20 protein-coding genes are annotated in these 22,277 nt (G+C 66.9%); 7 read left to right on the top strand and 13 right to left on the bottom strand.

From position 1 onward, the window contains the following. From PUN71_RS14750 to PUN71_RS14735, 4 genes are all read right to left on the bottom strand, one after another. Positions 1 to 1,093, bottom strand: a 1,093-nt coding sequence (locus tag PUN71_RS14750) for an MFS transporter (RefSeq protein WP_277799000.1), incomplete at its 3' end; no start/stop codon positions are given. Beyond that, positions 1,090 to 1,785 (bottom strand): GntR family transcriptional regulator, encoded by a 696-nt coding sequence (locus PUN71_RS14745; protein ID WP_277798999.1) that lies wholly within the window; start codon positions 1,783 to 1,785, stop codon positions 1,090 to 1,092. The genes PUN71_RS14745 and PUN71_RS14750, both read right to left, overlap by 4 nt. Before the next feature lie 176 nt (positions 1,786 to 1,961). Further along, positions 1,962 to 3,323 carry an MFS transporter gene (locus PUN71_RS14740; RefSeq protein WP_277798998.1) on the bottom strand — a complete coding sequence of 454 codons (1,362 nt, stop codon included), beginning with the start codon at positions 3,321 to 3,323 and terminating at the stop codon, positions 1,962 to 1,964. 188 nt (positions 3,324 to 3,511) lie between these two features. After that, a complete protein-coding gene (locus tag PUN71_RS14735; RefSeq protein WP_277798997.1) occupies positions 3,512 to 4,387 on the bottom strand; it encodes an NAD(P)-dependent oxidoreductase in 876 nt (291 codons plus the stop codon). A 123-nt stretch (positions 4,388 to 4,510) separates the two neighbouring features. Here PUN71_RS14735 and PUN71_RS14730 point away from each other — a divergent pair, with 123 nt between their 5' ends. Continuing rightward, positions 4,511 to 4,768: a DUF3072 domain-containing protein gene (locus PUN71_RS14730; RefSeq protein WP_043453931.1), complete on the top strand. Its 258-nt coding sequence runs from the start codon at positions 4,511 to 4,513 to the stop codon at positions 4,766 to 4,768. Between the two features lie 33 nt (positions 4,769 to 4,801). On the opposite strand, the gene PUN71_RS14725 is transcribed toward PUN71_RS14730, so the two are convergent. Continuing rightward, positions 4,802 to 5,005, bottom strand: a complete 204-nt coding sequence (locus tag PUN71_RS14725; protein ID WP_043453934.1) for a hypothetical protein — start codon at positions 5,003 to 5,005, stop codon at positions 4,802 to 4,804. A gap of 268 nt (positions 5,006 to 5,273) precedes the next feature. Here PUN71_RS14725 and PUN71_RS14720 point away from each other — a divergent pair, with 268 nt between their 5' ends. Together PUN71_RS14720 and PUN71_RS14715 are read left to right on the top strand one after the other, a co-directional pair. Beyond that, positions 5,274 to 6,650: a glycosyltransferase family 87 protein gene (locus PUN71_RS14720; RefSeq protein WP_277798996.1), complete on the top strand. Its 1,377-nt coding sequence runs from the start codon at positions 5,274 to 5,276 to the stop codon at positions 6,648 to 6,650. Between the two features lie 28 nt (positions 6,651 to 6,678). Further along, the gene (locus tag PUN71_RS14715) at positions 6,679 to 7,935 is read left to right on the top strand and encodes a glycosyltransferase 87 family protein (RefSeq protein ID WP_277798995.1); all 1,257 of its coding nucleotides are present in this window, start codon (positions 6,679 to 6,681) and stop codon (positions 7,933 to 7,935) included. A gap of 41 nt (positions 7,936 to 7,976) precedes the next feature. Here PUN71_RS14715 and mptB read toward each other — a convergent pair whose 3' ends face one another. Next, the gene (gene mptB, locus PUN71_RS14710; RefSeq protein WP_277798994.1) at positions 7,977 to 9,596 is read right to left on the bottom strand and encodes a polyprenol phosphomannose-dependent alpha 1,6 mannosyltransferase MptB; all 1,620 of its coding nucleotides are present in this window, start codon (positions 9,594 to 9,596) and stop codon (positions 7,977 to 7,979) included. A gap of 309 nt (positions 9,597 to 9,905) precedes the next feature. Between mptB and PUN71_RS14705 the strand changes: the two genes are divergently transcribed. Beyond that, positions 9,906 to 11,405 carry a SulP family inorganic anion transporter gene (locus PUN71_RS14705; RefSeq protein ID WP_277798993.1) on the top strand — a complete coding sequence of 500 codons (1,500 nt, stop codon included), beginning with the start codon at positions 9,906 to 9,908 and terminating at the stop codon, positions 11,403 to 11,405. A 57-nt stretch (positions 11,406 to 11,462) separates the two neighbouring features. Here PUN71_RS14705 and PUN71_RS14700 read toward each other — a convergent pair whose 3' ends face one another. The 5 genes from PUN71_RS14700 to PUN71_RS14680 form a co-directional block, all read right to left on the bottom strand. Beyond that, positions 11,463 to 12,584, bottom strand: coding sequence for an NAD(P)/FAD-dependent oxidoreductase (locus PUN71_RS14700; protein WP_277798992.1), 1,122 nt, complete (start codon positions 12,582 to 12,584; stop codon positions 11,463 to 11,465). Between the two features lie 73 nt (positions 12,585 to 12,657). After that, positions 12,658 to 13,701: a Gfo/Idh/MocA family protein gene (locus PUN71_RS14695; protein ID WP_043453946.1), complete on the bottom strand. Its 1,044-nt coding sequence runs from the start codon at positions 13,699 to 13,701 to the stop codon at positions 12,658 to 12,660. Beyond that, positions 13,701 to 14,477: an amino acid ABC transporter ATP-binding protein gene (locus PUN71_RS14690; RefSeq protein WP_043453948.1), complete on the bottom strand. Its 777-nt coding sequence runs from the start codon at positions 14,475 to 14,477 to the stop codon at positions 13,701 to 13,703. Before PUN71_RS14690 ends, PUN71_RS14695 begins: the two co-directional genes overlap by 1 nt. Next, complete coding sequence (locus tag PUN71_RS14685) at positions 14,474 to 15,262, bottom strand: amino acid ABC transporter permease (RefSeq protein ID WP_043453951.1); 789 nt, start codon at positions 15,260 to 15,262, stop codon at positions 14,474 to 14,476. The genes PUN71_RS14690 and PUN71_RS14685 overlap by 4 nt, the downstream gene beginning before the upstream one ends. Before the next feature lie 106 nt (positions 15,263 to 15,368). Continuing rightward, entirely contained in the window at positions 15,369 to 16,226 is an 858-nt protein-coding gene (locus tag PUN71_RS14680) for an ABC transporter substrate-binding protein (RefSeq protein ID WP_043453954.1), read from the bottom strand. 172 nt (positions 16,227 to 16,398) lie between these two features. Here PUN71_RS14680 and PUN71_RS14675 point away from each other — a divergent pair, with 172 nt between their 5' ends. Continuing rightward, the gene (locus PUN71_RS14675; RefSeq protein WP_277798991.1) at positions 16,399 to 17,505 is read left to right on the top strand and encodes a LacI family DNA-binding transcriptional regulator; all 1,107 of its coding nucleotides are present in this window, start codon (positions 16,399 to 16,401) and stop codon (positions 17,503 to 17,505) included. On the opposite strand, the gene PUN71_RS14670 is transcribed toward PUN71_RS14675, so the two are convergent. Beyond that, positions 17,498 to 18,685, bottom strand: a complete 1,188-nt coding sequence (locus PUN71_RS14670; RefSeq protein ID WP_277798990.1) for a mandelate racemase/muconate lactonizing enzyme family protein — start codon at positions 18,683 to 18,685, stop codon at positions 17,498 to 17,500. The two genes, PUN71_RS14675 and PUN71_RS14670, sit on opposite strands and share 8 nt — an antisense overlap. A gap of 49 nt (positions 18,686 to 18,734) precedes the next feature. Next, the gene (locus tag PUN71_RS14665; RefSeq protein WP_043453960.1) at positions 18,735 to 19,778 is read right to left on the bottom strand and encodes a LacI family DNA-binding transcriptional regulator; all 1,044 of its coding nucleotides are present in this window, start codon (positions 19,776 to 19,778) and stop codon (positions 18,735 to 18,737) included. A 238-nt stretch (positions 19,779 to 20,016) separates the two neighbouring features. Between PUN71_RS14665 and PUN71_RS14660 the strand changes: the two genes are divergently transcribed. Continuing rightward, entirely contained in the window at positions 20,017 to 21,345 is a 1,329-nt protein-coding gene (locus PUN71_RS14660) for an extracellular solute-binding protein (RefSeq protein WP_277798989.1), read from the top strand. Further along, positions 21,342 to 22,277, top strand: a complete 936-nt coding sequence (locus PUN71_RS14655; protein ID WP_043453965.1) for a carbohydrate ABC transporter permease — start codon at positions 21,342 to 21,344, stop codon at positions 22,275 to 22,277. Before PUN71_RS14660 ends, PUN71_RS14655 begins: the two co-directional genes overlap by 4 nt.

Genomic DNA, 22,277 nt, shown 5'->3' with positions numbered 1-22,277 from the left:
GCCCCGCGGCAACCACGCCGATGGCACTGGGCAGCATCACCTGGCCCACCCGGTTGCCGGCGAGGCGCAGGGCCAGTGCCCGGCCGCGTTGCCCGGCCGGTGCCTGCGCCGAAAGCCAGGACATGGTCAGCGGCTGGCCGATGCCAAGGCCCAGGCCCAGCACGGCCATCACCATAAAGAGCAGCCACGCCGGCATGGGGACCGCCGCCGCCGCCAGCGCAACGGTGGACAGCGCCAGGCTCACCACGAGAAGCCGCATCCGGCCAATCCTCCGGGAAACCCGGCCCAGCAGGAGCCGGGAGACCATGGAAAACACGGCGCGGACGGTCAGCATGGCGCCCACCGTTGCGGCCGTGAGCCCCCGGTCGGCGCCAAGCGCGGGCAGGTAGACCATGGTCAGGTCCACCACGGCCAGCACGGTTGCGCTCGTGGCAAGGGCGCGGGCCACGCCGGGTGTCTTCAGGAGCGCCATGGCACCGCCCGCACTGCCGCCGGCGGCGACCGCCTTCCGCTTCCCGCCGCTGACCTGGGCCGAGACCGCGAAGGTGGACGCGAACAGCACCAGGCCCATGCACACGGCCGGCAGGAAGATGGCCTGGGTGTCGGGCCGGACGGTGGCGCCGCCCACCAGGGAAATCGCCAGCGGCCCCAGCGCCTGCCCCAGGGAGGCGGCGAAGGTCAGGTAGCCGAAGGCCGAATCCATCCGGGACGGGGCGGCGTTATTGGCCACGACGGCCTGCTGCCCCACTACGCAGGCGAGCTGGCCGGCGCCCAGCAGCGCGGTGCCCACCACCAGCGCGGCAATGGACGATCCCCACAGGAGCAGGAAGACCGAGCAGGCAAGCACGACGGCGGACCCGATCCCCATCAGCCGCCGCTCACCCAGACGGTCCACCAGGCCGCCCGTGGGAACCGCGAGCAGCAGCGGAAAGACCGCGTAGCTGGCGGCCAGCAGGCCCAGCGCGAAGTCGGGGACGTCAAGCTCCAGGGCGCGGTAGGTGGCCGCAGGCCGGACCAGGAAGGTGACCGCCTGGATCAGCGCCGAATGGAGCAGGAGTGCGGTGGCGGAGCGGCGCCCGAGTTCGCCGATCATGCGCCGGCGGCGGCGTCGCCGGCCGGGGGATTGCCGGCCTGCGCGTTGCCGGACATCGCCCGGAGGGCTGCGTCCCGGGCCGCCATCACGTGCTCGAAGGCGATGCCCGCTGCCTCGTCGGGGGAACCGGCGGCGATGGCCTCCACCAAGGCGCGGTGCTGGACCAGGGCCTGGTCGCGCCGCTCCTGGGTGCTGTTGGTGAAGTGCCGGTACCGCTCCATATGGCCCGTGATCTGGCCGTGGAAGCGGCGCGCCCAGGCGTTGCCCGCCATCTGCGCGATCTTGGCGTGCAGCGACATCCCCTGCTGCATTGCATCATCGGCGAACCCCACCATGGCGGCGTTGCGGGCGAGGATGCCGCGCAGCACCTCGATGTCCGCTGCCGTCGCCTTGAGGCAGGCGTTGCGTGCCATCAGGGACTCCATGGCCGCGCGGACTTCGAAGAGGTCGGACATGGCCGCCTCGTCCAGCGCGGGCACCAGCACGGCCCCCGTGGGCTGCTGTTCCAGCAGGCTTTCCGAAATCAACCGCCGCACCGCCTCGCGCAGGGGTGTGCGGCTGACGTGGAGCGCCGCAGCCATGGCAGGCTCGTAGATCCGCTCCCCCGGCTTCAGCTCCAGGGCAAGGATGCGCCGCTTCAGTTCGGCGTAGACAACATGTGCTCCGGTGTTCCGGGCTGGCGTTTCGGGCAAGATGCACCTCCACCAGGAATCATACTTGTATACATCTATACAGCGCGCTTCCAGGCAGGTACCGGCGGGTGCCCGCGCACAAAATTGCCCGGCAGGGACTTCCCTGCCGGGCATCCGGGGAACGGACGACGGCGGGACGTCCCGCCGTCGTCGGCCCTGGGTTTGGTGCCGCCCGCCTAGGGACGCCCCGCCTTCTGCGCTTCGAGGTCCTGCAGCGAGGTCCCCCTGGTGTCCGAGGAAAGCATGGTGGCCACGGCGGAGACGAGGCAGATGCCGAGGGTGGTCAGGCCGATGGTCAGCGGGACGTTGGCGGAACCCGGGGGTGCGATCGCGGTGAAAATGCTCGGGAAGAAGGAGGCGATCATGAGCCCGATATTCTGGGAAACGGCAAAGCCGGTCACGCGGATCCGCATGGGGAACTGCTCCTGGAAGAACGTGGCGAAGGTGGCGTTCCACATCTGGAAGAAGATGCCCTGCACGACCACCACACAAACGAAGACCAGCGGCAGGCTTCCCTGCTCAATTGCCCAGAGGTAGCCACCCACCAGCGCGCCGCCGATGACGCCGCCGGCTGCCATGAGCGTCCGCCGGCCAATCCTGTCGGACAGCGCGCCGAACAGCGGGATGGTCACCACCGCGGCGATGTTGGCCACGAGCGTCACCCAGAGGAACTCGCTGCTGGAGAAGCCGTTGCCATAGCCCTTTTGGGTGGCGTAGGAAACACCGAAGATCAGGGTGGCCATGCCGATCACATTGGTAAAGGTCATCGCGACGCAGCGGACCAGGACGCCGGGGCGGGTGCGCAGGAGCTCGACGAGCGGGAAACGCCTGGCCTCCGACTGGCCGGACTGGGCAACATAGGTGGGCGGTTCCTGGACCCGCCGGCGAATGAAGTAGCCCGCCAGGATCACGACGGCGCTGAGCAGGAAGGGGATGCGCCAGCCCCAGGAGCCGAACTGGTCCGCCGGCAGGACGGCGGCAAGCGGGAGCAGGACGGCGGTGGCCAGGATGGAGCCCACCTGGGTGCCCTGGAGGCTGAAGCTGGCAAAGAATCCGCGCCGGGCGTCCGGAGAGTGCTCAACGATCATGGCACTGGCCCCGCCCAGTTCGCCGGCAACGGCGAAGCCCTGGATGAGGCGAAGGACCACCAGGAGGGCCGGGGCCAGGAGGCCCACCTGCCCGTAGGTGGGCAGCAGGCCGACAGCGAACGTGGCGAACCCCATGAGGAGCATGACGAAGACGAGGACCTTCTTGCGGCCGTGCCGGTCACCGTAGGCGCCCAGGACCACCGCGCCTACCGGGCGCGAAACATACCCGACGGCGTATGTTGCGAGGGAGGCGATGATTCCAACGGTGGGGTTCTCCGAAGGAAAGAAGATGGCGGGAAAGACCAGTGTGGCGGCCAGCGAGTACAGCGCAAAGTCGTAGTACTCCAGGGCGCTTCCGATCCAGCCGCTCATCGCGGCTTTCCTGGGGTCCCGCGAACCGGTTCCAGCACCCTGGCTGGTGAGGGGCACGCGGGTTGGGGTGGTGCTCATGTCTTGTCCTTCGTCTTCATTGGCAAGGAAACCGGAACTGCTGGCTGAAGCAGGTGTTCAGGGGGGTTGTCTGCGCCGGTCTCTTGGACCGGAAGGCAGCTCTTGAATCGATTCACCAACTATAGGACGTGACGTACGCAACGTCAACGGGCAAGCGCTATCCCGGCGGATTGGCGGGGTTTGGCGGCCTACCGGCCCGCGTAGTAGGCGGCAGCCATGTCCTGTTTGCCGCGTCCCTGGCCGGCCACCCGGTCCAGCCTGGCCGCGAACGCTTCAGCGCCGTCAAGCTTCAGGCCGTGTTCGGCGGCGGCATCGACAATGAGGTGGGCGTCCTTGCAGGCGGTGTCCACCGCAAAGGAAGCTGGTTCAAGTGTGTCGTTCAGGATGAGGTCCATCTTCATCCGGAGGTAGGGAAGGTCCAGGGGGCCGCCGTCCACCACGTCAAGGAACTGCCCGGGATCGACACCCAGCGCCTGGGCAAGGGCAACCGCTTCGCCGGCGGCATTGGAGGCGGCGATGACCCAGCTGTTGACCACGAGCTTGAGGCGGGCCGCCGAACCGGCGGACGGGTCGTCGCCTGTCCAGATGGTGCGGGCCCCGATGGCGTCCAGGACCGGAGCAACGCGCTGGCGCACAGGCTCCGGGGCAGCGGCAAGTACCAGCAGCTGGCCCGCTTCGGCGGGCGCGCGGGTGCCTGAAACGGGGGCCTCAACCAGGTCAAGGCCAAGTTCCGCGGCAAGAGCTGCCACGGCCGGGACGTCCTGCACGCCCACCGTTGTGGACTGGATCCAGGCCGTTCCTGCCTTGACGCCGGGCCGGGCCTGCCGCATGACCTGGTCAACAGCCGCGGCGTCATAGAGCATGGTCAGGACAACGTCGGCCGCCGCCACGGCCCCGGCAGGGTCTGCTGCGCGCGTGGCTCCTTCTTCGGCCAGCGGTTCCGTCTTTGCCGGGTCCCGGTTCCACACCCACACCCGGTGGCCGGCGCGGAGAATGTTCCGGGCCATGGCCGCCCCCATGATTCCGGTCCCCAGCACCGCCACATTGAGTTTGCTGTCCGTCACGTCATCCTCCTGGTCAATTGTTTGGTTTTGCCTACCAAAGCAACGTTTCCAGGATTGAGCTGGTTATTCATCAGGACTGCCGGTTCCTGCCGAATGTCGGCGGCCCGTCCTAGACTCGGTTGCATGAGCGAGAGCAACCAGGAAACCATCGGCAGCCCCGAACCCGAGCCCAATGCAGGCCTTAACAGGGATCCGGAAGACTGGGTGACAGGTGACGAACCCATGACGGCAGCGCAGCGCAGCTACCTCGATACGCTGGCGCGGGAGGCCGGGGAGGAACTTCCCGCAGACCTGAGCAAGGCGGAGGCGTCAAAACACATCGACAGGCTGCAGCAGCGCAGCAACCGCGTGTCCGGCGAAGGGGACAGTTCGGGCAGCTGAGCCGGGACCGCCTTCCCCCGGCCGGGCTGGGGCCTACCAGGCCTGGCACTCCCGGGTGAGGCCGAAGGGAACTGCCTCGCTGAGGTCGACCGTGAACTTGTCAACGCCGTGCCGGGTCACCAAAATCCCGTGGCGCCTGCCGGTGAGCGCGTGGGCCTTGGCGGCTGCAACAGCGGCGTCGAGCTCGCTGTCCATGCTCTGGCGGTCGGACACGGTGAGGGTGAGCGGGAAGTTCATGGTGTTGCCTTATGTCTTTAGGGGTGGATGGGCACAACGCCGCCCAGCGCTCCCCCTGGCTGCATAGGCGGTGGGCGCCGAAGCGCCTCGAACCATGGTGCCTGAGCTTGCATGGGCCAGCAACTTTAGATAAACGCTGCAGGTCAGAGGCCCGCATGTCCTCCTTTGTCCTGACAATTATCGGTGGCAAGGTGCCGTGAATTAGAGTTGGACGGGAGTGGAAGCCGGTATTTTAGGCCTCCAGTGCCCCTGACACCCGCTTCGCGGCATGACCCGAGCCATTTTTGCGCGACCGCTGACTGTGCAACGACCTGACAAGGATTCCGCCATTTCCACCGACGCTCTCTTCGGAAATCTCACCCGGATCCGCAATGTCATCCTCCCCGCTCCGGTCCGGCGCGGGCTGAACACCGGGCGCGGCCTGCTGGGCGGCTTCATCGTGGTCCACCTGGTCTTTCTGGTCTTCGCCGCGTCGCTGTCCCTGCGGGGCGAGGCCTTCAGCGACACCTTCATCTACCGCGAGTGGGCCATGGCCGGCTTCAACGACGCGAACCTGAGCGGCGGCCCCAGTCCCTGGGTCTACCCCATCCTGGCGCTTATCCCCATGGCCATCGCCGGCCTGGCGGGGCCTGGACCGTTCTTCTTCCTCTGGGTCCTCATGACCACGCTCCTCAACGGCTGGGCGCTGCTGAAACTGACTGAACGCGGCCGCGACAACCAGGCCATTCCGGCCGGCTGGTGGTGGCTGGCTTTCACCTTCCTGATGGGCTGGCTTGGCTTCGCCCGTGTGGACGGCCTGACGGCCCCCCTGGTTTTGGTGGCCCTGGCCTACGGCGTGAAGCGACCCTTCATCGCCTCGGTCCTGCTGGCCATCGGCACGTGGGTCAAGGTCTGGCCCGCCGCCATCATGCTGGCCCTGTTCGCGGTGGTGAAGAACCGCCTGCTGGTGGTCCTGGCAGGAATTGCGGCGACGGCGGGCGTCGTTGCGCTGGCAGCAGCCCTGGGCAGCGTCCCCAAGTTGCTGAACTTCCTCACTCAGCAGGGCGACCGCGGCATGCAGCTCGAAGCCACCTTCACCACGCCCTGGCTCTGGCTCTCCGTCCTGAACGTGGGCGGCTCCCGGATGTACATGAACACGGACATCAACTCCATGCAGGTGGACGGCCCCGGCACCGCCACCATGTCCGTGCTGATGCAGCCCCTGCTGGTCCTGGCCGCCCTGCTGGTGGCCGGGCTGACCTTCTGGGCCCTGCACAACGGCAAGCAGCACAAGGTGGCCGGCGGCGTGGACCGCACCGAACTGCTCCTGGCCGCCGCCCTCACGCTGGCCACCGCCTTCGTGGTGTTCAACAAGGTTGGGTCCCCACAGTTCATGGTCTGGCTGGGCCCCGCCGTCGCGGTAGGCCTGGCGCACAGCTGGCGCGAATGGCGCGTCCCGGCCGCCATGCTGATCGCGATCGCCGTGGCCACGTACTTCATCTACCCGCTGTTCTACGACGCCCTCAGCCACAACAACCCGTGGATGGCCCTGGTGCTGACCATCAGGAACGTCCTGCTGGTGGTCCTGTTCCTGTGGAGCGTCCGGCGCCTGTACTCCCTGGGCCGGAAGACCGCCGTGCCCGCCCCCGCGCTCAAGGAGTCCTGAGATTTCCACGAGGTTCTTTGACCGCCTGGTGGCGGTCCGCAGCAAAGTCCTGCCGGCGAAGGTGGTGGACTGGTTCGCCCGTCCGTCCAGCGTGTGGTGGGGCTTCGCCGTCGTCCATCTGTATTTCCTGGGCTGGATGGCGTCCTTCTTCCTGAACGGGGACACGTTCAGCGACACCGAGCAGTACCGGCAGTGGGCCATGGCCGGCTACAACCCGGCGGACCTGACCGGCAAGATCAGCCCCTGGGTCTACCCCGTGCTGGCGCAGATCCCCATCTTCCTCGCCAACATCGCCGGGCCAAGCCTGTACCTGCTGGCCTGGTTCCTGATCATCACACTGCTCAACGCCGTCGGCCTGCTCTACCTGACCCGTGGTCCGCGGAAGGTCACGGGCATCGCCCCGGCCTGGTGGTGGCTGTTCTTCACCGTCTTCATGGGCTACCTCAGCTTCGCCCGGGTGGAGGGTATTACCGCGCCGATCGTGCTGATTGCCCTGCTCTATGCCGCCGAACGGCCCGTCGCGGCCGGCGTCCTGCTCAGCATCGCCACCTGGATCAAAGTGTGGCCCGCGGCGGTCCTGGTTCCCATCGTGATCGCCAGCCACAAGCGCATCCAGGTGGTGCTCGCCGGCGCCGCCGTGACGGCCGCCGTAGCCCTGGGCACCTGGCTGACCGGCGGCCTGCCGCACATCATGGACTTCCTCCTGAACCAGGGCGAGCGCGGCATGCAGCTCGAGGCCACCTTCTCCACGCCGTGGGTTTGGCTGAGCGTGTTCCACGTCGCCGGCTCGAAGATGGCGGACAACACGGCCATCAACTCCACCGAGGTCTACGGGCCCGGGGCCGCCACCGCCGCTGTCCTGATGCAGCCGCTGCTGGTCCTCGCCGCCGTCATTGCCGCCATCCTGCTGGTCCGTGCCATGCGGCGCGGCGCCGAACGTGAGGAGCTGTTCCTCGAAGGCTCGCTCATGATGGTCACCGCCTTCATCGTCTTCAACAAGGTGGGCTCGCCGCAGTTCATCATCTGGCTTGCGCCCGTGATCATCGCAGGCCTGACTCACGACTGGGAGCGCTGGAAAGTCCCCGCTGCCCTGCTGATGGGCATCGCGATGACCACGTTCGTGATCTACCCGCTGTTCTATACCCCGCTGATCCACGCCCACCCGGTGATGGCAGCCATCCTCACCACCCGCAACGTGCTTTTGGTGGTGCTGCTCTGGTGGTCGGTGAAGCGCACCGCCGAACTGGGCCGCAAGACGGCCGCGCAGGTTCCGGCGGGAGCGTAGCAGGTTAACGGCTGGCAGGCCCGGCGGCCAGCAGGCCAGGGTCAGCGGCTTTCAGTCCGGTCGACGGCGGCCTGGGCGGCGGCAGAACGCCGCGCCGCCCGCCGCTCCATGGCCCACTGCCAGCCGCTGCGGGCCAGGTCCAGCGGCTTGCCTTCGATCAGCAGTTTGCGGGTGTGCACGTCCAGGACCAGCAGGTAGAACGTGAACGCCAGGGCCGTGAAGAACGCCAGCGACGACGCGTCGATGGGCAGTTCCACGAAGGACCAGACGGAGAGCTGGTCCTGGGCCCCGAACACCACGAAGAACGTCACGCCCACGTAGAGCGAGCGGATCTGCCAGTCGTCCCGGATGCCGGTGACGGCAAGGAACGGCAGGAACCACAGGATGTACCAGGGCTGGATGATGGGTGAAAGCATCACGACGGCGGTGAACGCCAGGGCCATCCGGCGCACGGCCCGCGAGTAGTCGCCGCGGAACATCAGCAGCAGGACCAGGGCGATCGCCGCCCACTTCATGCCGGTCCGCAGCCAGGTGGCCAGGGTTCCGCCGGGCAGCCCCAGCGCGTTGGCCAGCATCTCCACCTGCTGGCCAATGAAGCCGGACGGCGAATAACCGGTGTAGCCCGGGGTGGGGTCCATGATGGCCCAGGTCCAGCCGATGCCCAGGTTGTAGGGGATGCCGCTGAGGGCCAGCACGCCGAAGCTGATGCCCGCCGTCGCTCCCCACATCAGGAACTTCCGCGGCCACGAGGCTGATGGGCCCGCCCACATGACCCCTATGAAGGGCAGCAGGAGGACCGTGATGGGCTTGATGCCGATGGAGGCGGTGACCAGAAGGATGCCCGCCAAGTACCTGCGGGTGGCCGCGAAGTAGACGCCGGCGACGGCGAGGCCCACCATGAGGGCGTCGTTGTGGGCGCTGGCAATGAAGCTGATAAGGAACAGCGGGTTGGCCACGGAGATCCAGAGTGCCCGCGCACCGTTGATGCCGTGCAGTTCGGCGAGCTTGGGAACAAAGATGACGCAGAGCAGTACGCCTATGCCCGCCAGGAGGCGGAAGAGCAGGACCGAGGCATCGGGCTGGGCACCGGTCAGCCCCACGACGGCGCGCGCCAGCCACAGGAAGTACGGCCCGTAGGGTGTCCGGTTTTCCGCCCACGCGGGATCGGCGCCCAGGGCAAACCAGTTGTTGAGGGTGGAAATGCCCACCTCGTACGGGTTCTGGCCCTCCATCACCAGCCTGCCCTGGCCGGTATAGGCGTAGACGTCACGGGAAAAGACCGGGACACAGAACATCAGCGGCAGCGACCAGGCGGAGACGGCCAGCACCACGGACCGCAGCGCCGACTGGCCCCAGTCCCCCAGCCGCTGGCCCAGGCGCAGCCAGGAACGCATCAGGAGCATGGCGCCGGCGGTCAGCAGGACCGTCGAAACGGCCACGCCCCAGCCTTCGGTACGGAGCGCGATCACCACCGGCTGCCGGATCATGGGCGATCCGTTGGCGATCCAGCCCGTACCGATGGAGCCGACAAACATCATGAGGGCGCCGACGAAACCTTCGAGGGTCGCCACGTAGGCACGGCCCCTGGCGGGCGCGGAGGCGTCAGCCGGAGCACCCGGCCGGCTTTCCGACGTCCTGAGGTGTGACCCGCCTGCCGTCATGAATATTGGTCCCCTAGCTTGTTACGGCACTGCTCGCCCCAGCTTCAAAAGGCCGCCCTGCAACCCCGTCATTTTATCAGCCGTGCTTACGGCCGCCCTTGGCCCGGCTGCCCGGCAACGCCACAGTTTGGCAACACAGCTAAGGTAGCGTTGGAAAGGCAGCCGGATCGTCGGCCCCATTCCCTTTCCATCCCATTGTCTTCCACGGCAGTTCGCCTTCCACGGCAGCGCCGGACCCGTGCGCAGCGTGGCGCGCAGAAACGTTGCCCACCCGCTCTTTCCGCAGAGCCAACTCCCTGGAGCCGCTCCTTGGCCGTCGCCGACCGCACCCGCCCCATCCGGCAACCGATCACCGTCCTCACGGCGCTGCGTTCCCCGCGGCAGCTGTCCCGCGAAGTCCTGGCCGGCATGGTGACCACCCTGGCCCTGGTCCCGGAGGTCATTTCGTTCTCGATCGTGGCCGGCGTGGATCCCATGGTGAGCCTCGTTGCCTCCATCGTGCTGGCCCTGGCCATGTCGGTCCTCGGCGGACGGCCCGGCGTCGTCACGGCCGCAGCCGGATCCGTGGCCCTGGTGATCGCCCCACTGGTGCACGAACACGGCACCCAGTACGTCCTGCCGGCCGTGCTCCTGGCCGGCGTGATCCAGGTGGTCTTTGGCCTGGCCGGCCTTGCCCGGCTGATGCGGTTCATTCCGCGGTCCGTGATGATCGGGTTCGTCAATGCCCTGGGCGCGCTGATCTTCATGGCGCAGGTGCCCCATGTCATCAACGTTCCATGGCTGGCCTACGTCCTGTTCGCCCTGACGTTCGCCATCATCTTTATCCTTCCGCGCTTCACCAAAGCAGTCCCGTCACCGCTGGTGGCCATCGTCGTGGTCACCGCGATCGTCATTCTCGCCGGCCTCACCGTACCCAGCGTCTCAGACGAAGGGCCCCTCACCGGCGCCATGCCCGGGATCACGCCGTTCCTCTTTCCGTTCACCCTGGAGACGTTCCAGCTGGTCCTGCCCACGGCGCTGAGCGTGGCGTTCGTGGGCCTCATGGAGACCCTGCTGACCGCCAAACTGGTCGATGACATCACGGATACGCCCTCGCACAAGGGGCGCGAGTCCTGGGCCCTTGGCGTGTCGAACATCCTCGCGGGTTTCTACGGCGGCATCGCAGGCTGCGCCATGATCGGCCAGACCGTCCTCAATGTGAAGACCGGCCAGGCCCGCACCCGGATTTCGACGTTCGTGGCCGCACTGTTCCTGCTGGCCCTGGTGACCGGGCTGAGCTCCATCATGGGACAGATCCCCATGGTGGCCCTGGCCGCCGTCATGATGGTCGTCGCGGTCACCACCGTGGACTGGCACAGCGTCAAACCGTCCACTTTGAAGCGGATGCCCATCCCGGAGACGCTGGTCATGGGCGTCACGGTCGCCGTCGTGGTCCTGACCGGCAACCTGGCCTATGGCGTCCTGGTGGGCGTCATCCTCGCCATGGTGCTGTTCGCCCGCCGCGTCGCCCACGTCATCAGTGTGGAGCGAAGCCTGGCCGGCGACGGCGGCAGCGTCCGCTACGAGGTGGTGGGGCCGCTGTTTTTCGGCAGCAGCAACGACCTGGTGGAACATTTCGCCTACGCCGACGATCCCGGCTCGGTGACCATCGACCTCAGCCGCGCCCAGATCTGGGACGCCTCCACCGTTGCCGCCCTGGACTCGATCGAAACCAAGTACGCGGACCACGGCGCCACCGTGGCCATTGTGGGACTCGATGAGCGCAGTACCGGCTTCCACCGCCGCCTGACAGGCCATCTGGGGTCCTGAGCCGGCCGGACCCAAGGGGCGGGCCGGAAAGTACGACGCCGCCCCTCTGCCGGAGAACTAGGAGAAGCGTCCCGGCCGGAAGGTGGCCAGCATGGGGTGCTTCTTTCCGGTCAGGATCTCGCCGGCCAGCAGTTCACCGGCGATGAGGCCCAGGGTGGCCCCGGAGTGGGTGAACGCCACGAAGCAGCCGGGAACCTGGCCCAGTTCGCCCAGGACCGGTTCGCCGTCGCCCGGGATCGGCTTGTAGCCCATCTTCCAGGAGGCGGGCTTAAGTTCGGGGTTGCCCGCCACGAGCTTGGAGGCTTCGTCGGCCAGTTCCTGGACCACCTCGTCGGGGATGGTGAATGAACCATCGGCGTGCTCGGTGATGTGCTCCTCATACCAGTCGTGGTCCAGGGCGAACGTGCCGCCCGGGTTGGGCCGCAGGGCTGCGCGCGGCGTGTTCATCACGGCGGCAACCTGGTGCTGGACCTGCTTGGTCACCACCAGCATGGACACCGGCGAACCGTTGGGAATCTGCACACCAAGAGGAGCGACGACGGCGGGCGTCGCTGCGCCGCAGGCCACCAGCACGGCGTCGGCCGGGTAGGTCCCGCCGGACGCTGTCTCCACGCCCGTGGTACGGCCACCCTCCACCATGACGGAGGCCTTGCCCGCGTTCAGGACCAGTTCGCCGCCGCGGGAGTGGAACTCCTCCATCAGGAAGTCGATCAGGTCCGGCAGGCTGACCCAGCCTTCGCCGGGGTTGAAGATGGCGTTTTCGGGGACGGCGCCGGCGTCGATCCCGGGGGTCAGGGAGGCGATCTCCTCCGGGGCAACGAGCTTGGAGTCGTAGCCGATGGACTTTTCGTAGGCGTGGCGGGCTTCGGTGGCCGCGCGCTCCCCCCCGGCGTTCCACATCAGTCCGCCGCCGAACTGCAGCCATTCCCGGCTGGGGTCCGCGGCGAACAGGGTGCGGTAGCGGTCCACGCCGGCCACCCGCAGCTGGTGGTAGGGGGTGGACCGTTCACCGGCGGAGTTGAGCCAGGACAGCGAGCGGCCGCTGGCTTCGCTGGCCAGGCCGCGTTCGGTCAGCAGGATGACGGATGCTCCCTCGCGGAGCAGGTGCACGGCGGTGGAGACGCCCAGGATGCCGCCCCCGATGACGGCGACGCGCTTGGTGGATGCTGCAAAGGACATTGGTGTCCCTTTCTGTGGGAAATCGTGATGGTGAAGGACGCGGACGGCGCCCCGCGGAAGGGAAGGGGGTACGTCAGGCCAGGGCGTGGATGCCCTCGATGACCTTCAGGACTTCGAGCGGTCCGGCCGGATCCACGGGCACTGGCCCCTGGCCGCGCAAAGCTGCGGCCAGCTGCACATAGAACTGCGGGTAGCCGCCACGTTCCGGGGCGACGGGTTCGGCGGCCCCGTCGGTCCCCAGGAGCCCCCAATGTTCCTGGGGCTCCAGTCCGTAGGCCGGATCCGACGGGACCACCCCTGCTGCGAGGGCAGGTTCCTGGCCGTCCAGGCCCCACTTGGTATAGCCCGCGCGGGAGCCCAGGACGTGGAAGCGGGCACCGGCCTGGGCGGCCATGCCGTTCATCCAGAGCCGTGTCCGGACGCCGGACGCGTGCAGCAGGGATACAAAGGCCTCCGTGTCCGCGGCGTCCGGGTGCGGCCCGCGGTTGGCCGTCTCGCCGTAGCTCCGTTCAACCGGGCCGAACAGCTCGATGGCCTGGTCGATCAGGTGCGCGCCGAGGTCGTGCAGGATGCCGCCGCCTTCGGCGAGGGACACCGTGTCCCGCCAGTTCCCGAAGCCTTCCGGACGCCACCATTCAAACCGCGACTCAAAGCTGGCGACCTCGCCAAGTGCTCCGGACGCCAGCACCTTCCGCAGGGTGAGGAAGTCGGCGTCCCACCGGCGGTTCTGGAACACCGTAAGCTGCACGCCGCCGTCGGCCGCCCTGCTGATCAGCTCCCCGCCCAGGGCGGATGTGGGGACGAACGGCTTGTCCACCACCACGTTCAGCCCGTGGGCGATGGCTGTTGCCGCCAGCCCGTAATGGGTGTGCGGCGGGGTGCCGAGGATGACCAGGTCGAGGTCCGCGGCGACGGCGAAGAGTTCCTCCGGCGTCGCCACGATCCGGGCCTGCGGGTAGAGGCGTGCCGCCTCGGCCGCCCGCCCCGGGTGGGAGGTGACGATGGCATCGAGGGAGAAGTCCGGGTTGGCGGCGATCAGCGGTGCGTGGAACACCTTGCCGGAGATGCCAAAGCCGACGACGGCGGTCCGGATGGGTGCCGCTGCAGCCACCGCCATCACAGCACCTCGGAGAGGAAGCGCTGGAGGCGTTCGCTGCGGGGGTTGTCGAAGAGCTGGGCGGGTGTTCCTGCTTCCACTACTTCGCCTTCGTCCATGAAGACCACCTGGTCTGCGACTTTGCGGGCGAAGCCCATTTCGTGGGTGACCACCAGCATGGTCATGCCGCGGCGGCCCAGGCCCGCCATCAGGTTCAGGACACCTTTGACCAGTTCGGGGTCCAGGGCGCTGGTGGCTTCGTCGAAGAGCATGACTTCGGGTTCCATGGCCAGGGCACGGGCGATGGCGACGCGCTGCTGCTGGCCGCCGGAGAGGTCGCGTGGCCGGTGGTCGGCGCGTTCGGCCAGGCCCACCTCGGCGAGCCGTCGCCGGGCGCGTTCCATGGCCTGGGCCTTCGGCATGCCCTTGACGCTCCAGAGGGCCAGGGCAACGTTCTCTTCCGCGGTGTGGTCCGGGAAGAGGTTGAAGTGCTGGAAGACCATGCCGATGCGGGTGCGCAGGGTATCCGGGTTGACGGTGAGCGCGCTTTCGCCGGCGAGCAGCACGTCACCGCTTTTGGGTTCGTGCAGCCGGTTGATGCCGCGCAGCAGGGTGGACTTGCCCGATCCCGAGGGGCCGATGATGCAGGTGGTGGTTCCAGGGGCGACCGTGAGGCTCACGTTGCGCAGCACCTCGATGTCGCCGTAGGCCATGGTCAGGTTGCGCAGTTCCAGGCTTGAGCCGTGGAAGGCCTGGACGTCGGGCGCCGCGGTGGTGGTGGGGGTTGGGGTTTTCATGTGTTGCTCCCGGTGGTGAGGGGCGAGGCCGCGTCGAGTTCCGTGACTTCCTTCAGCCCGCTGGTGGGCGGTGCGGGGCGGCGGCGGCCGGTGCGGAACTTGTTGTCGAAGTGGTTGACCAGGTGCGTCAGCGGGACGGTGATCACCAGGTAGAAGAGGCCGGCTGCCACCAGCGGTGAGAGGTTGCCGGACAGCACGGCGGCGTCCTGGCCCACGCGGAAGAGTTCGCGTTCGGTGACCAGCAGGCCCAGGAAGTAGACCAGGGAGGAGTCCTTGACGATGGCGATGAACTGGTTCACCAGGGCCGGCAAGACCCGGCGGACGCCCTGGGGCACCACCACCAGGGCCATGGACTTGGCGTAGCTCATGCCCAGGGCGCGGCAGGCCTCGCCCTGGCCCTTGTCCACGCTGAGGATGCCGGCGCGGAAGATTTCCCCGATGTAGGCGCTGGCGATCAGGCTCAGCGCGATGATGCCCAGCGGGTAGGGCGAGGGGCCGAAGACCGACTGGCTGAGCCGGGCAAAGCCCTGGCCGATCAGGAGGATGGTGAGGATGGCGGGCAGGCCGCGGAAGAGGTCGGTGTAGATCCGGGCTGGAACCCGCAGCCACTTGGACGGTGAGATGCCCATAACGGCCACCACCATGCCCAGCACCGTGCCAAGGACGGTGGCGGCGATGGAAATGATCAGCGTGTTCAGCAGGCCGACCGCCAGGAGTTGGGGCATGACTTCAGCCATAGCGCGGAAGTCGAAGAAAGTACGGATGATGGTGTTGAGCCAGTCCATGGTTGCTCTCAGACGTAGGTTGTGTGGAGGTGCCGGGCGGGCCGCTTGCGGCGGACCGCCCGGCCAGGGGCCAAAGGCCGGATGTCAGGCTGCCTGCCTGCTGCGCTTACTTGCTCGGGGCGGGTGATGCCGTCTGCTCGGCCTTGGGCAGGTACTGCTCAGGCATCGGCGAGCCGGGGAACCACTTCTGGTAGAGCTTCTTCCAGGTGCCGTCCTCCATGGCCGCCGCCAGGCCCTTGTTCAGGGCTTCCTTGAACGCGGTCTTGCCCTTGGCCACGGCGAAGCCGGCGGGGGCGTCGAAGGACGGGATATCAGCGGCGCTGACCAGCCCGTGCTGCTCTTCGTAGGCCTTTGCTGCCTCGTAGTCGAGGAAGTGGGCGTCAACGGTTCCGCTGTTCACCGCGGCGATGGCGGTGTTGTTGTCCGGGAAGCGGACCAGGTTGGCCGAGGTGAAGTTCTTCACCGCGTAGGCCTCCTGGAGCGTTCCCTGGACGACGCCCAGGCGCTTGCCGGCGAGGCCGTCCACCCCGGTGATCCCGGAGGCCTTGGTGGTGATCACCGTCAGGTAGCCGGCCAGGTAGCCGTCCGAGAAATCGACGGTTTCCTTGCGCTTGTCCGTGATGCCGATGGCGGCAACGCCGGCGTCGAACTGGCCGTTGGCGACTGCGGCCAGCAGGCCGGAGAAGTCCTGTCCGGTGAAGACCACGTTGTCCACACCGGCCCGGTGGGCCACGTCCTTGAACAGTTCGACGTCGAAGCCGGTGAAGTTACCGGAGGCGTCGGCAAACGTATACGGCTTGGAGTCGCCCAGGCTGGCCACCCGGATGGTGCCGGGCTGGATCAGGCCGTACGGGTTGTTCTCCGTGGTGGAGGCAGCGGAGGTGGAACTGCAGCCGGAGAGGGCCAGGACCGCAGCAAGTGCTGCCGCGGCAATACCGGCCGGGCGGAAATTCTTCTTCTTCACAGCGTTGTCCAATCGTTTGGTGGGGAGGCGGTGCTGTCAGGGCCGCCGATAAAAGTCGCCGATGTTCTTGTTGAGTCCGGTCTCACACCCTAGGATTGAGACCGGACTCACATCGATGGATAGAAATGTAGCGGACGTCACAGGTGACGTCAACACCGGCTGAAAGGTGAAGATGAGCGCTGAAGGAGCACGACGGCGGGACGTAACCGTTGCCGACGTCGCAAAGGCCGCCCAAGTCTCCAAGGCCCAGGCCGCACGCGCGCTGGGCAATTACGGCGCCGTCAGCGACGAAGTCCGGGAGCGCGTCCTGGCCGCAGCGGAGGCACTTTCCTACCGTCCGAACGAGCTTGCGCGGAGCATGAACACGGGCAAGTCCCACACCATCGGCGTGGTGGTGGGAGATATCGAAAACCCGCACTTCGGCCTCGCCACCCGGGGAATCACGGACACCGCAAAGAAGGCCGGCTACAACGTCATCCTGGTCAACACTGACGAGGACCGCGCGGCGGAGGTGGATGCCGTCCGCGTCCTGCTGGACAAGCGGGTGGACGGGCTGATCGTGGCTCCGGCGTCATCAGTGGACACCGGGCACCTGCAGGAAGTGCACCGGTCCGGACGCCCCCTGGTCTTCATCGACCGCACCGCAGGCGACCTGCCGGTGGAGACCATGGCCGTGGACATGGCACGGATCTCGCGGGAGGCCACGCAGTACCTGCTGGACGCCGGACACCGCCGGATAGCGTTCATTTCCACCCTGCGCACGGATGCCCCGTACACGCCCGGGATGACGCTGGAGTCCTCCCAGATCGCAGACCGCATCGCCGGCATGCGGGAGGCCTTCACCGGGGCCGGGCTGCCGTTTCCCGAGGACCTGGTCCGCTTGAACGCCGGCGACGAGGACTCCATCCGTAGCATCACCCGGGAGGTGCTCCGGGGGCCGGACGCCGCCACCGCCGTGGTGGCGTCGGACGGCCTGATCGCGCTCAGCGTAGTGGAGGCCATCCAGGAACTGGGACTGTCCATTCCGGCAGACGTCTCATTCCTGATGTACGACGACTTTGCCTGGACACGGCTCACCACCCCGCCGTTGACCGTCATCGCCCAGCCCGTCTACAACATGGGCGTTGCCGCCGCGAAGGCCCTGATCCGCCAGATGGAGGGACGGCCACCGGGGCCGCCGGCACAGTTCACGGCCACCCTGGTGCGGCGCGGCTCGGTGGGGCCGTGCCGCGCCACCGGGGACGCAGAACCGGAAGAGCTGGCGGCCACGGTCACCTAACGGCGGCGCGTTCGAGGTTGAAGTAGGAACGCGCATCCGGCGGCCGGATGTCAGCCACCGCGTCGCTGAAGATCCGCATGGGATGCGGCGTGTAGGGGTGTTCGGCGATGGCATCGAAATTCAACTCGACGCCCAGGCCCACCCCGTCCGGCACCAGCACGTCGCCCTCCGCCGTCAGCTTTAGGCGCTCATCCGAGATCTCACTGCGCCAGGGCACGTCTGTTGCCATGATTTCGAGATACCGGAAGTTTGGCAGTGCAGCGGCCAGCTGCAGGGTTGCCGCGGTGCTGAGCGGTCCACTGGGGTTGTGCGGCGCGAACGGAACGTAATGGGCCGCGGCGAGTGTGGAAATGAACGACAACTCCAGTAGTCCGCCGGCATGGGTGACGTCAGGTTGGATGTAGTCCACCGCCTTGCGGGCCAGGGCCGGAATGAATGTGTTCCGTCCCATCCAGCGCTCTCCGGCGGCGACGGGCACCGGAGATTTGCTCCGCACCTCGATGAGCGCGTCGATGCTGTCCGGCGGGCATGGTTCCTCGAAAAACACAGGATTGAACGGCTCGAGCCCCCGGGCCACCTGGATGGCCGTGGGAACATCAAAGCGGCCGTGGCCTTCGATGAACAGCTCGACGTCGTCCCCCACGGCCTCGCGGACCGCGGCGACCGGCTCCAGCATCCGCCGCAGGTCCCCGGGTCCCAGCGAGAGGTCCGCGGCCTCGAACGGGTCCCATTTCAGGCCGCGGAAACCCTGGGCAACCGTGCGGACAGCAGCGGCCGCGAAGTCCTCGGGCGACCAGGCGCCGGAAAACCAGCCGTTGGCGTATGCCCGGACCCGGTCCCGGACCTGGCCGCCCAGCATCCGGTGCACCGGCACCCCCAAAGCGCGCGCGGAAACATCCCACATGGCCATCTCCAGGGCGCTGAGTGCGGTCAGCGACACCGGGCCGCCGCGCCAGTAGGCATCGCGGTTGAGTTCGTAGATGGTCCGGCTGATTCGGGTGGGGTCCTTGCCCAGCACAGCATCGGCAAGGACGGCCACGGCCCCCTGCACCGCCTGTTCCTGGCCCTCGAGGGTGGCCTCGGCGACGCCGGTAAGCCCTTCATCTGTACCCAACCGGATGAAGATCAGGTTGGTGCGGTAAAAGTCCACCACCACGGTGTCGAGGCTGGTGATTTTCATCCGTCAGGTTCCTTTTCGTCGCTGGTGCAGGAAGGTGCCGCCAGCGCGTTCAGGCGGCTGGCGGCGCGGTGGACTCCCGGACGATCAGCTGCGTTGCAAGCTCCACCCGGTGGGAATCCAAAACCTCACCGCGTACCTGGCGCAGGAGTGAGCGCAGGGCCGCACGGCCCATTTCCTCGAGCGGCTGCGCCACTGAGCTCAACGACGGAACCGACTGCTCACCCTGGTTGGTGCCGTCGAACCCGATGAGGCTGATGTCCTCCGGGATCCTGATCCCGTGGCGCCGCGCTTCGCTGAGCACGCCCAGGGCAATGGTGTCGCTCGCGGCAAAAATGGCTGTGGGCCGCGGGTCCAGCTCCAACACGGCCCGTAGCCCGGCCACCCCGCTCTCAGTCCGGAAACGGCCGCCGGTGACGATGTACTTCGGGTCCACCGGTACGCCGGCAGCCATCAGGGCGGCCATGTACCCGTGGAGCCGGGCCTGGTTGCATTCGGAGCCTTCGATGCCGCCGATGTAGGCGATCCGGCGGTGGCCCAGCCCCAGGAGGTGCTCCGTGGCCGCCTTGCCGCCCGCCCAGTTGGTTGCCCCGACGCTGACAACGTCAGCCGACGGCGGGTTGAGGGGGTCAATGACGACGACGGGGATCTGGCGGCGGCGGAAGGCGTGCAGCTGATCCTCGCTGAAGGCGGAGGTGACCACGATCATTCCCGCCCTGCCCTCTTCCAGCATTCGTTGGGCCCGGCGTTCAGGGGCATGCCGCCCCGGAGCTGCCTGCCCCGTCACGCTTACCAGGACTTCCACGTCGGCAGCGGCGGCAAACTGCAGGATGCCGTTCAGGACCTGGATGGTGTAGGCGGAGTCCAGCACATCGATGACGACTTCGATGACAGCCCCACTGTCCGCCGCCGCCCGGCGCTGCATGGGTGACTGGTACCCGGCCTGCTCCAGCGCGGCGAGGATCCTCGCCCTGGTTTCGGGAGCCACATCATCCCTGCCGTTCACCACCTTGGAAACGGTGGGCGCCGAGACCCCTGCCTGCCTGGCGATGGTGGCAAGCGTCGGTTTGGCGCGCTCCGGCGATTTGAGACTCATGGGTTCGCAATCTTTCGAAGATGATGACTGCCCTTATTGTGCCGATGCGGCATGCGTGGGGTCAAGGAAGCGGAAGAAAACGCAGTTTCGGCGGAAAAATTCCGCCCATCATCCCTTGACGGCGCGCATTTTTGCAGTTTTAGTTTAGACCGTGACTTAAATCACTTGCTCGAAATGTTTCGAACACATGGCGGCCCTACAGCCCGCACCTGACAGCAAATTTCACAATGGAGAAGCAATGAAGCAACCCCAGACCTCCCGCCGCTCTTTCCTCGCCCTCGCTGCCCTCACTCCCTTTGCCGTTGCCGCAACATCTGCGTGCGGAACGTCAGGTCCGGCCGCCTCCAGCGGCGGCGGGGGTGCCAGCATGTGGTACCTCTCCGGCGAACCGAACCAGACCACCATGCAGAAGGCGGTGGATGCCTTCAACTCGGCCAATTCCGCGGACAAGATCTCTGTCACCTATTTCCAGAACGACGCCTACAAGACCAAGATCAAGACCGCTATCGGCGCCAACCAGGCGCCCACCATCATCTATGGCTGGGGCGGCGGCGGGCTGAAGACCTACGCCGAGGCCAACCAGGTTGAGGACCTGACCGGCTGGTTCGAGCAGAACCCGGACCTGAAGAAGAAGTTCTTCCCGTCCGTCTTTGGCGCCGCCACTGTCAACGGCAAAATCTATGCCCTGCCCAACCAGTACGTGGCCCCGATCGTCCTGTTCTACAACAAGGAGCTTTTCCAGAAAGCCGGCGTCCAGCCGCCCAAGACCTGGGATGACATCATGTCGCTGGTCAAGACCTTCAATGACATGGGCGTGGCGCCCTTCTCCCTGGGCGGCCAGTCGCGCTGGACCTCGATGATGTGGCTCGAGTACCTGCTGGACCGGATCGGCGGCCCGGAGGTGTTCAAGGCAATCTTCGAAGGCAAGCCAAACGCGTGGATGGACCCGGCCGTGATCGAGACCGGAACCAAGATCCAGGAACTCGTCTCGGCCGAGGGGTTCATCAAGGGCTTCTCCTCCATCACCGCCGACTCACAGGCGGACCAGGCTCTGCTGTTCTCCGGCAAGGCAGCCATGATGCTGCACGGATCCTGGACCTACGGCGCCATGAAGAAGGCAGGCCAGAACTTCGTCCAGAGCGGCAAGCTGGGCTTCGTCCCGTTCCCCACCGTTGCCGGCGGGAAGGGCGATCCAAAGAACGGCGTGGGGAACCCGGCGGCCTACATGTCCATCTCCTCCAAGGCCAGCGACAAGGAAAAGGAATCCGCCAAGAAGTTCTTCAAGGACGGAATCCTGACGGACACGGTGATCGACGCCTACATCAATTCCGGCTCCGTGCCCATTGTCAACGGCATCGAGGACAAGCTGGACAAGTCCGAGGACAAGGAATTCCTGAACTTCGTCTACGGCATGGCCAAGAACGCGCCGAACTTCCAGCAGTCCTGGGACCAGGCGCTGAGCCCCACCGCGGCCGAGGCGCTGCTGAACAACATCGACCAGCTGTTCCTGAAGTCGATCACGCCGCAGCAGTTTGCCGAAAACATGAACGGCACCCTCGGGAAATGAGCAACGCCGTCTCCACTGCCCCGCGGGCAGCCGCCAGGGTGAACGATTCCAAGCAGACCGAACAGCGCAAGGCCGCCCTGGCCTGGCTGACCGTGCCCGCACTGTTCTTCTTCCTGGTGTTCGCGGTCATCCCGCTGGCCGGGGTGCTGATCCTCAGCTTCACCAGCTGGGATGGAATCGGTGCCATCGGGGCGGCGGGCCTGGACAACTGGTTCTCCGTGCTGGCCGACCCCGGGCTGTACAACGCCCTGGGGCTGACCTTCCTGATCATGATCGTCTCCTGGCTGGTCCAGACGCCCATCAGCCTGCTGCTGGGCGTCTTCACGGCCGGCAGCCAGCGCTACCGCGCGGCCCTGGCGGTGCTGTACTTCCTGCCGCTGCTGCTGTCATCGGCCGCGGTGGCCATCGCGTTCAAGGCGTTGCTGGACCCGAACTTCGGCCTGGCGACCGGCCTTGGGCTGCCGTTCCTGGCACAGGACTGGCTGGGCGTGCCGCAACTTGCCCTCGGCCTGGTCATCTTCGTCATCGCATGGCAGTTCGTGCCGTTCCACACGCTCATCTACCAGGGCGGCGTGCGGCAGATCCCGAAGTCCCTGTATGAGGCCGCCCAGATTGATGGCGCGGGAACGGTGAAGCAGTTCTTCCACATCACGCTCCCCCAGCTGAAATACACCATCATTACCTCGTCCACCCTGATGGTGGTGGGTTCACTCACCTATTTCGACCTCATCTTTGTCCTCACCGGCGGCGGCCCGGGCAACTCCACCCGGATCCTGGCCCTGGACATGTACCTGCGCGGCTTCCGGGCCAACCTCATGGGCCCGGCAAGCGTCATCGCCGTCATTCTCGTCATTATCGGCCTCGGCCTTGCCCTCTTCCTCCAGCGTCTGGGCGGCAAGGACAAGCAGGGCAGCCAATTGGAAGGTATGTAA

The organism is Arthrobacter sp. NQ7, assembly GCF_029581595.2.
In the GTDB taxonomy this organism is placed as follows: domain Bacteria; phylum Actinomycetota; class Actinomycetes; order Actinomycetales; family Micrococcaceae; genus Arthrobacter; species Arthrobacter phenanthrenivorans_B.
This window is presented reverse-complemented; position numbering and strand designations above follow the sequence as displayed.

What these genes read in the sequence shown, in the direction of transcription:
- PUN71_RS14740 (WP_277798998.1), bottom strand. Translation starts at nt 3,323, where the DNA reads ATGAGCACCACCCCAACCCGCGTGCCCCTCACCAGCCAGGGTGCTGGA.
- PUN71_RS14730 (WP_043453931.1), top strand. Translation starts at nt 4,511, where the DNA reads ATGAGCGAGAGCAACCAGGAAACCATCGGCAGCCCCGAACCCGAGCCC.
- PUN71_RS14725 (WP_043453934.1), bottom strand. Translation starts at nt 5,005, where the DNA reads ATGAACTTCCCGCTCACCCTCACCGTGTCCGACCGCCAGAGCATGGAC.
- PUN71_RS14720 (WP_277798996.1), top strand. Translation starts at nt 5,274, where the DNA reads ATGACCCGAGCCATTTTTGCGCGACCGCTGACTGTGCAACGACCTGAC.
- mptB (WP_277798994.1), bottom strand. Translation starts at nt 9,596, where the DNA reads ATGACGGCAGGCGGGTCACACCTCAGGACGTCGGAAAGCCGGCCGGGT.
- PUN71_RS14700 (WP_277798992.1), bottom strand. Translation starts at nt 12,584, where the DNA reads ATGTCCTTTGCAGCATCCACCAAGCGCGTCGCCGTCATCGGGGGCGGC.
- PUN71_RS14695 (WP_043453946.1), bottom strand. Translation starts at nt 13,701, where the DNA reads ATGGCGGTGGCTGCAGCGGCACCCATCCGGACCGCCGTCGTCGGCTTT.
- PUN71_RS14690 (WP_043453948.1), bottom strand. Translation starts at nt 14,477, where the DNA reads ATGAAAACCCCAACCCCCACCACCACCGCGGCGCCCGACGTCCAGGCC.
- PUN71_RS14685 (WP_043453951.1), bottom strand. Translation starts at nt 15,262, where the DNA reads ATGGACTGGCTCAACACCATCATCCGTACTTTCTTCGACTTCCGCGCT.
- PUN71_RS14675 (WP_277798991.1), top strand. Translation starts at nt 16,399, where the DNA reads ATGAGCGCTGAAGGAGCACGACGGCGGGACGTAACCGTTGCCGACGTC.
- PUN71_RS14670 (WP_277798990.1), bottom strand. Translation starts at nt 18,685, where the DNA reads ATGAAAATCACCAGCCTCGACACCGTGGTGGTGGACTTTTACCGCACC.
- PUN71_RS14665 (WP_043453960.1), bottom strand. Translation starts at nt 19,778, where the DNA reads ATGAGTCTCAAATCGCCGGAGCGCGCCAAACCGACGCTTGCCACCATC.
- PUN71_RS14660 (WP_277798989.1), top strand. Translation starts at nt 20,017, where the DNA reads ATGAAGCAACCCCAGACCTCCCGCCGCTCTTTCCTCGCCCTCGCTGCC.
- PUN71_RS14655 (WP_043453965.1), top strand. Translation starts at nt 21,342, where the DNA reads ATGAGCAACGCCGTCTCCACTGCCCCGCGGGCAGCCGCCAGGGTGAAC.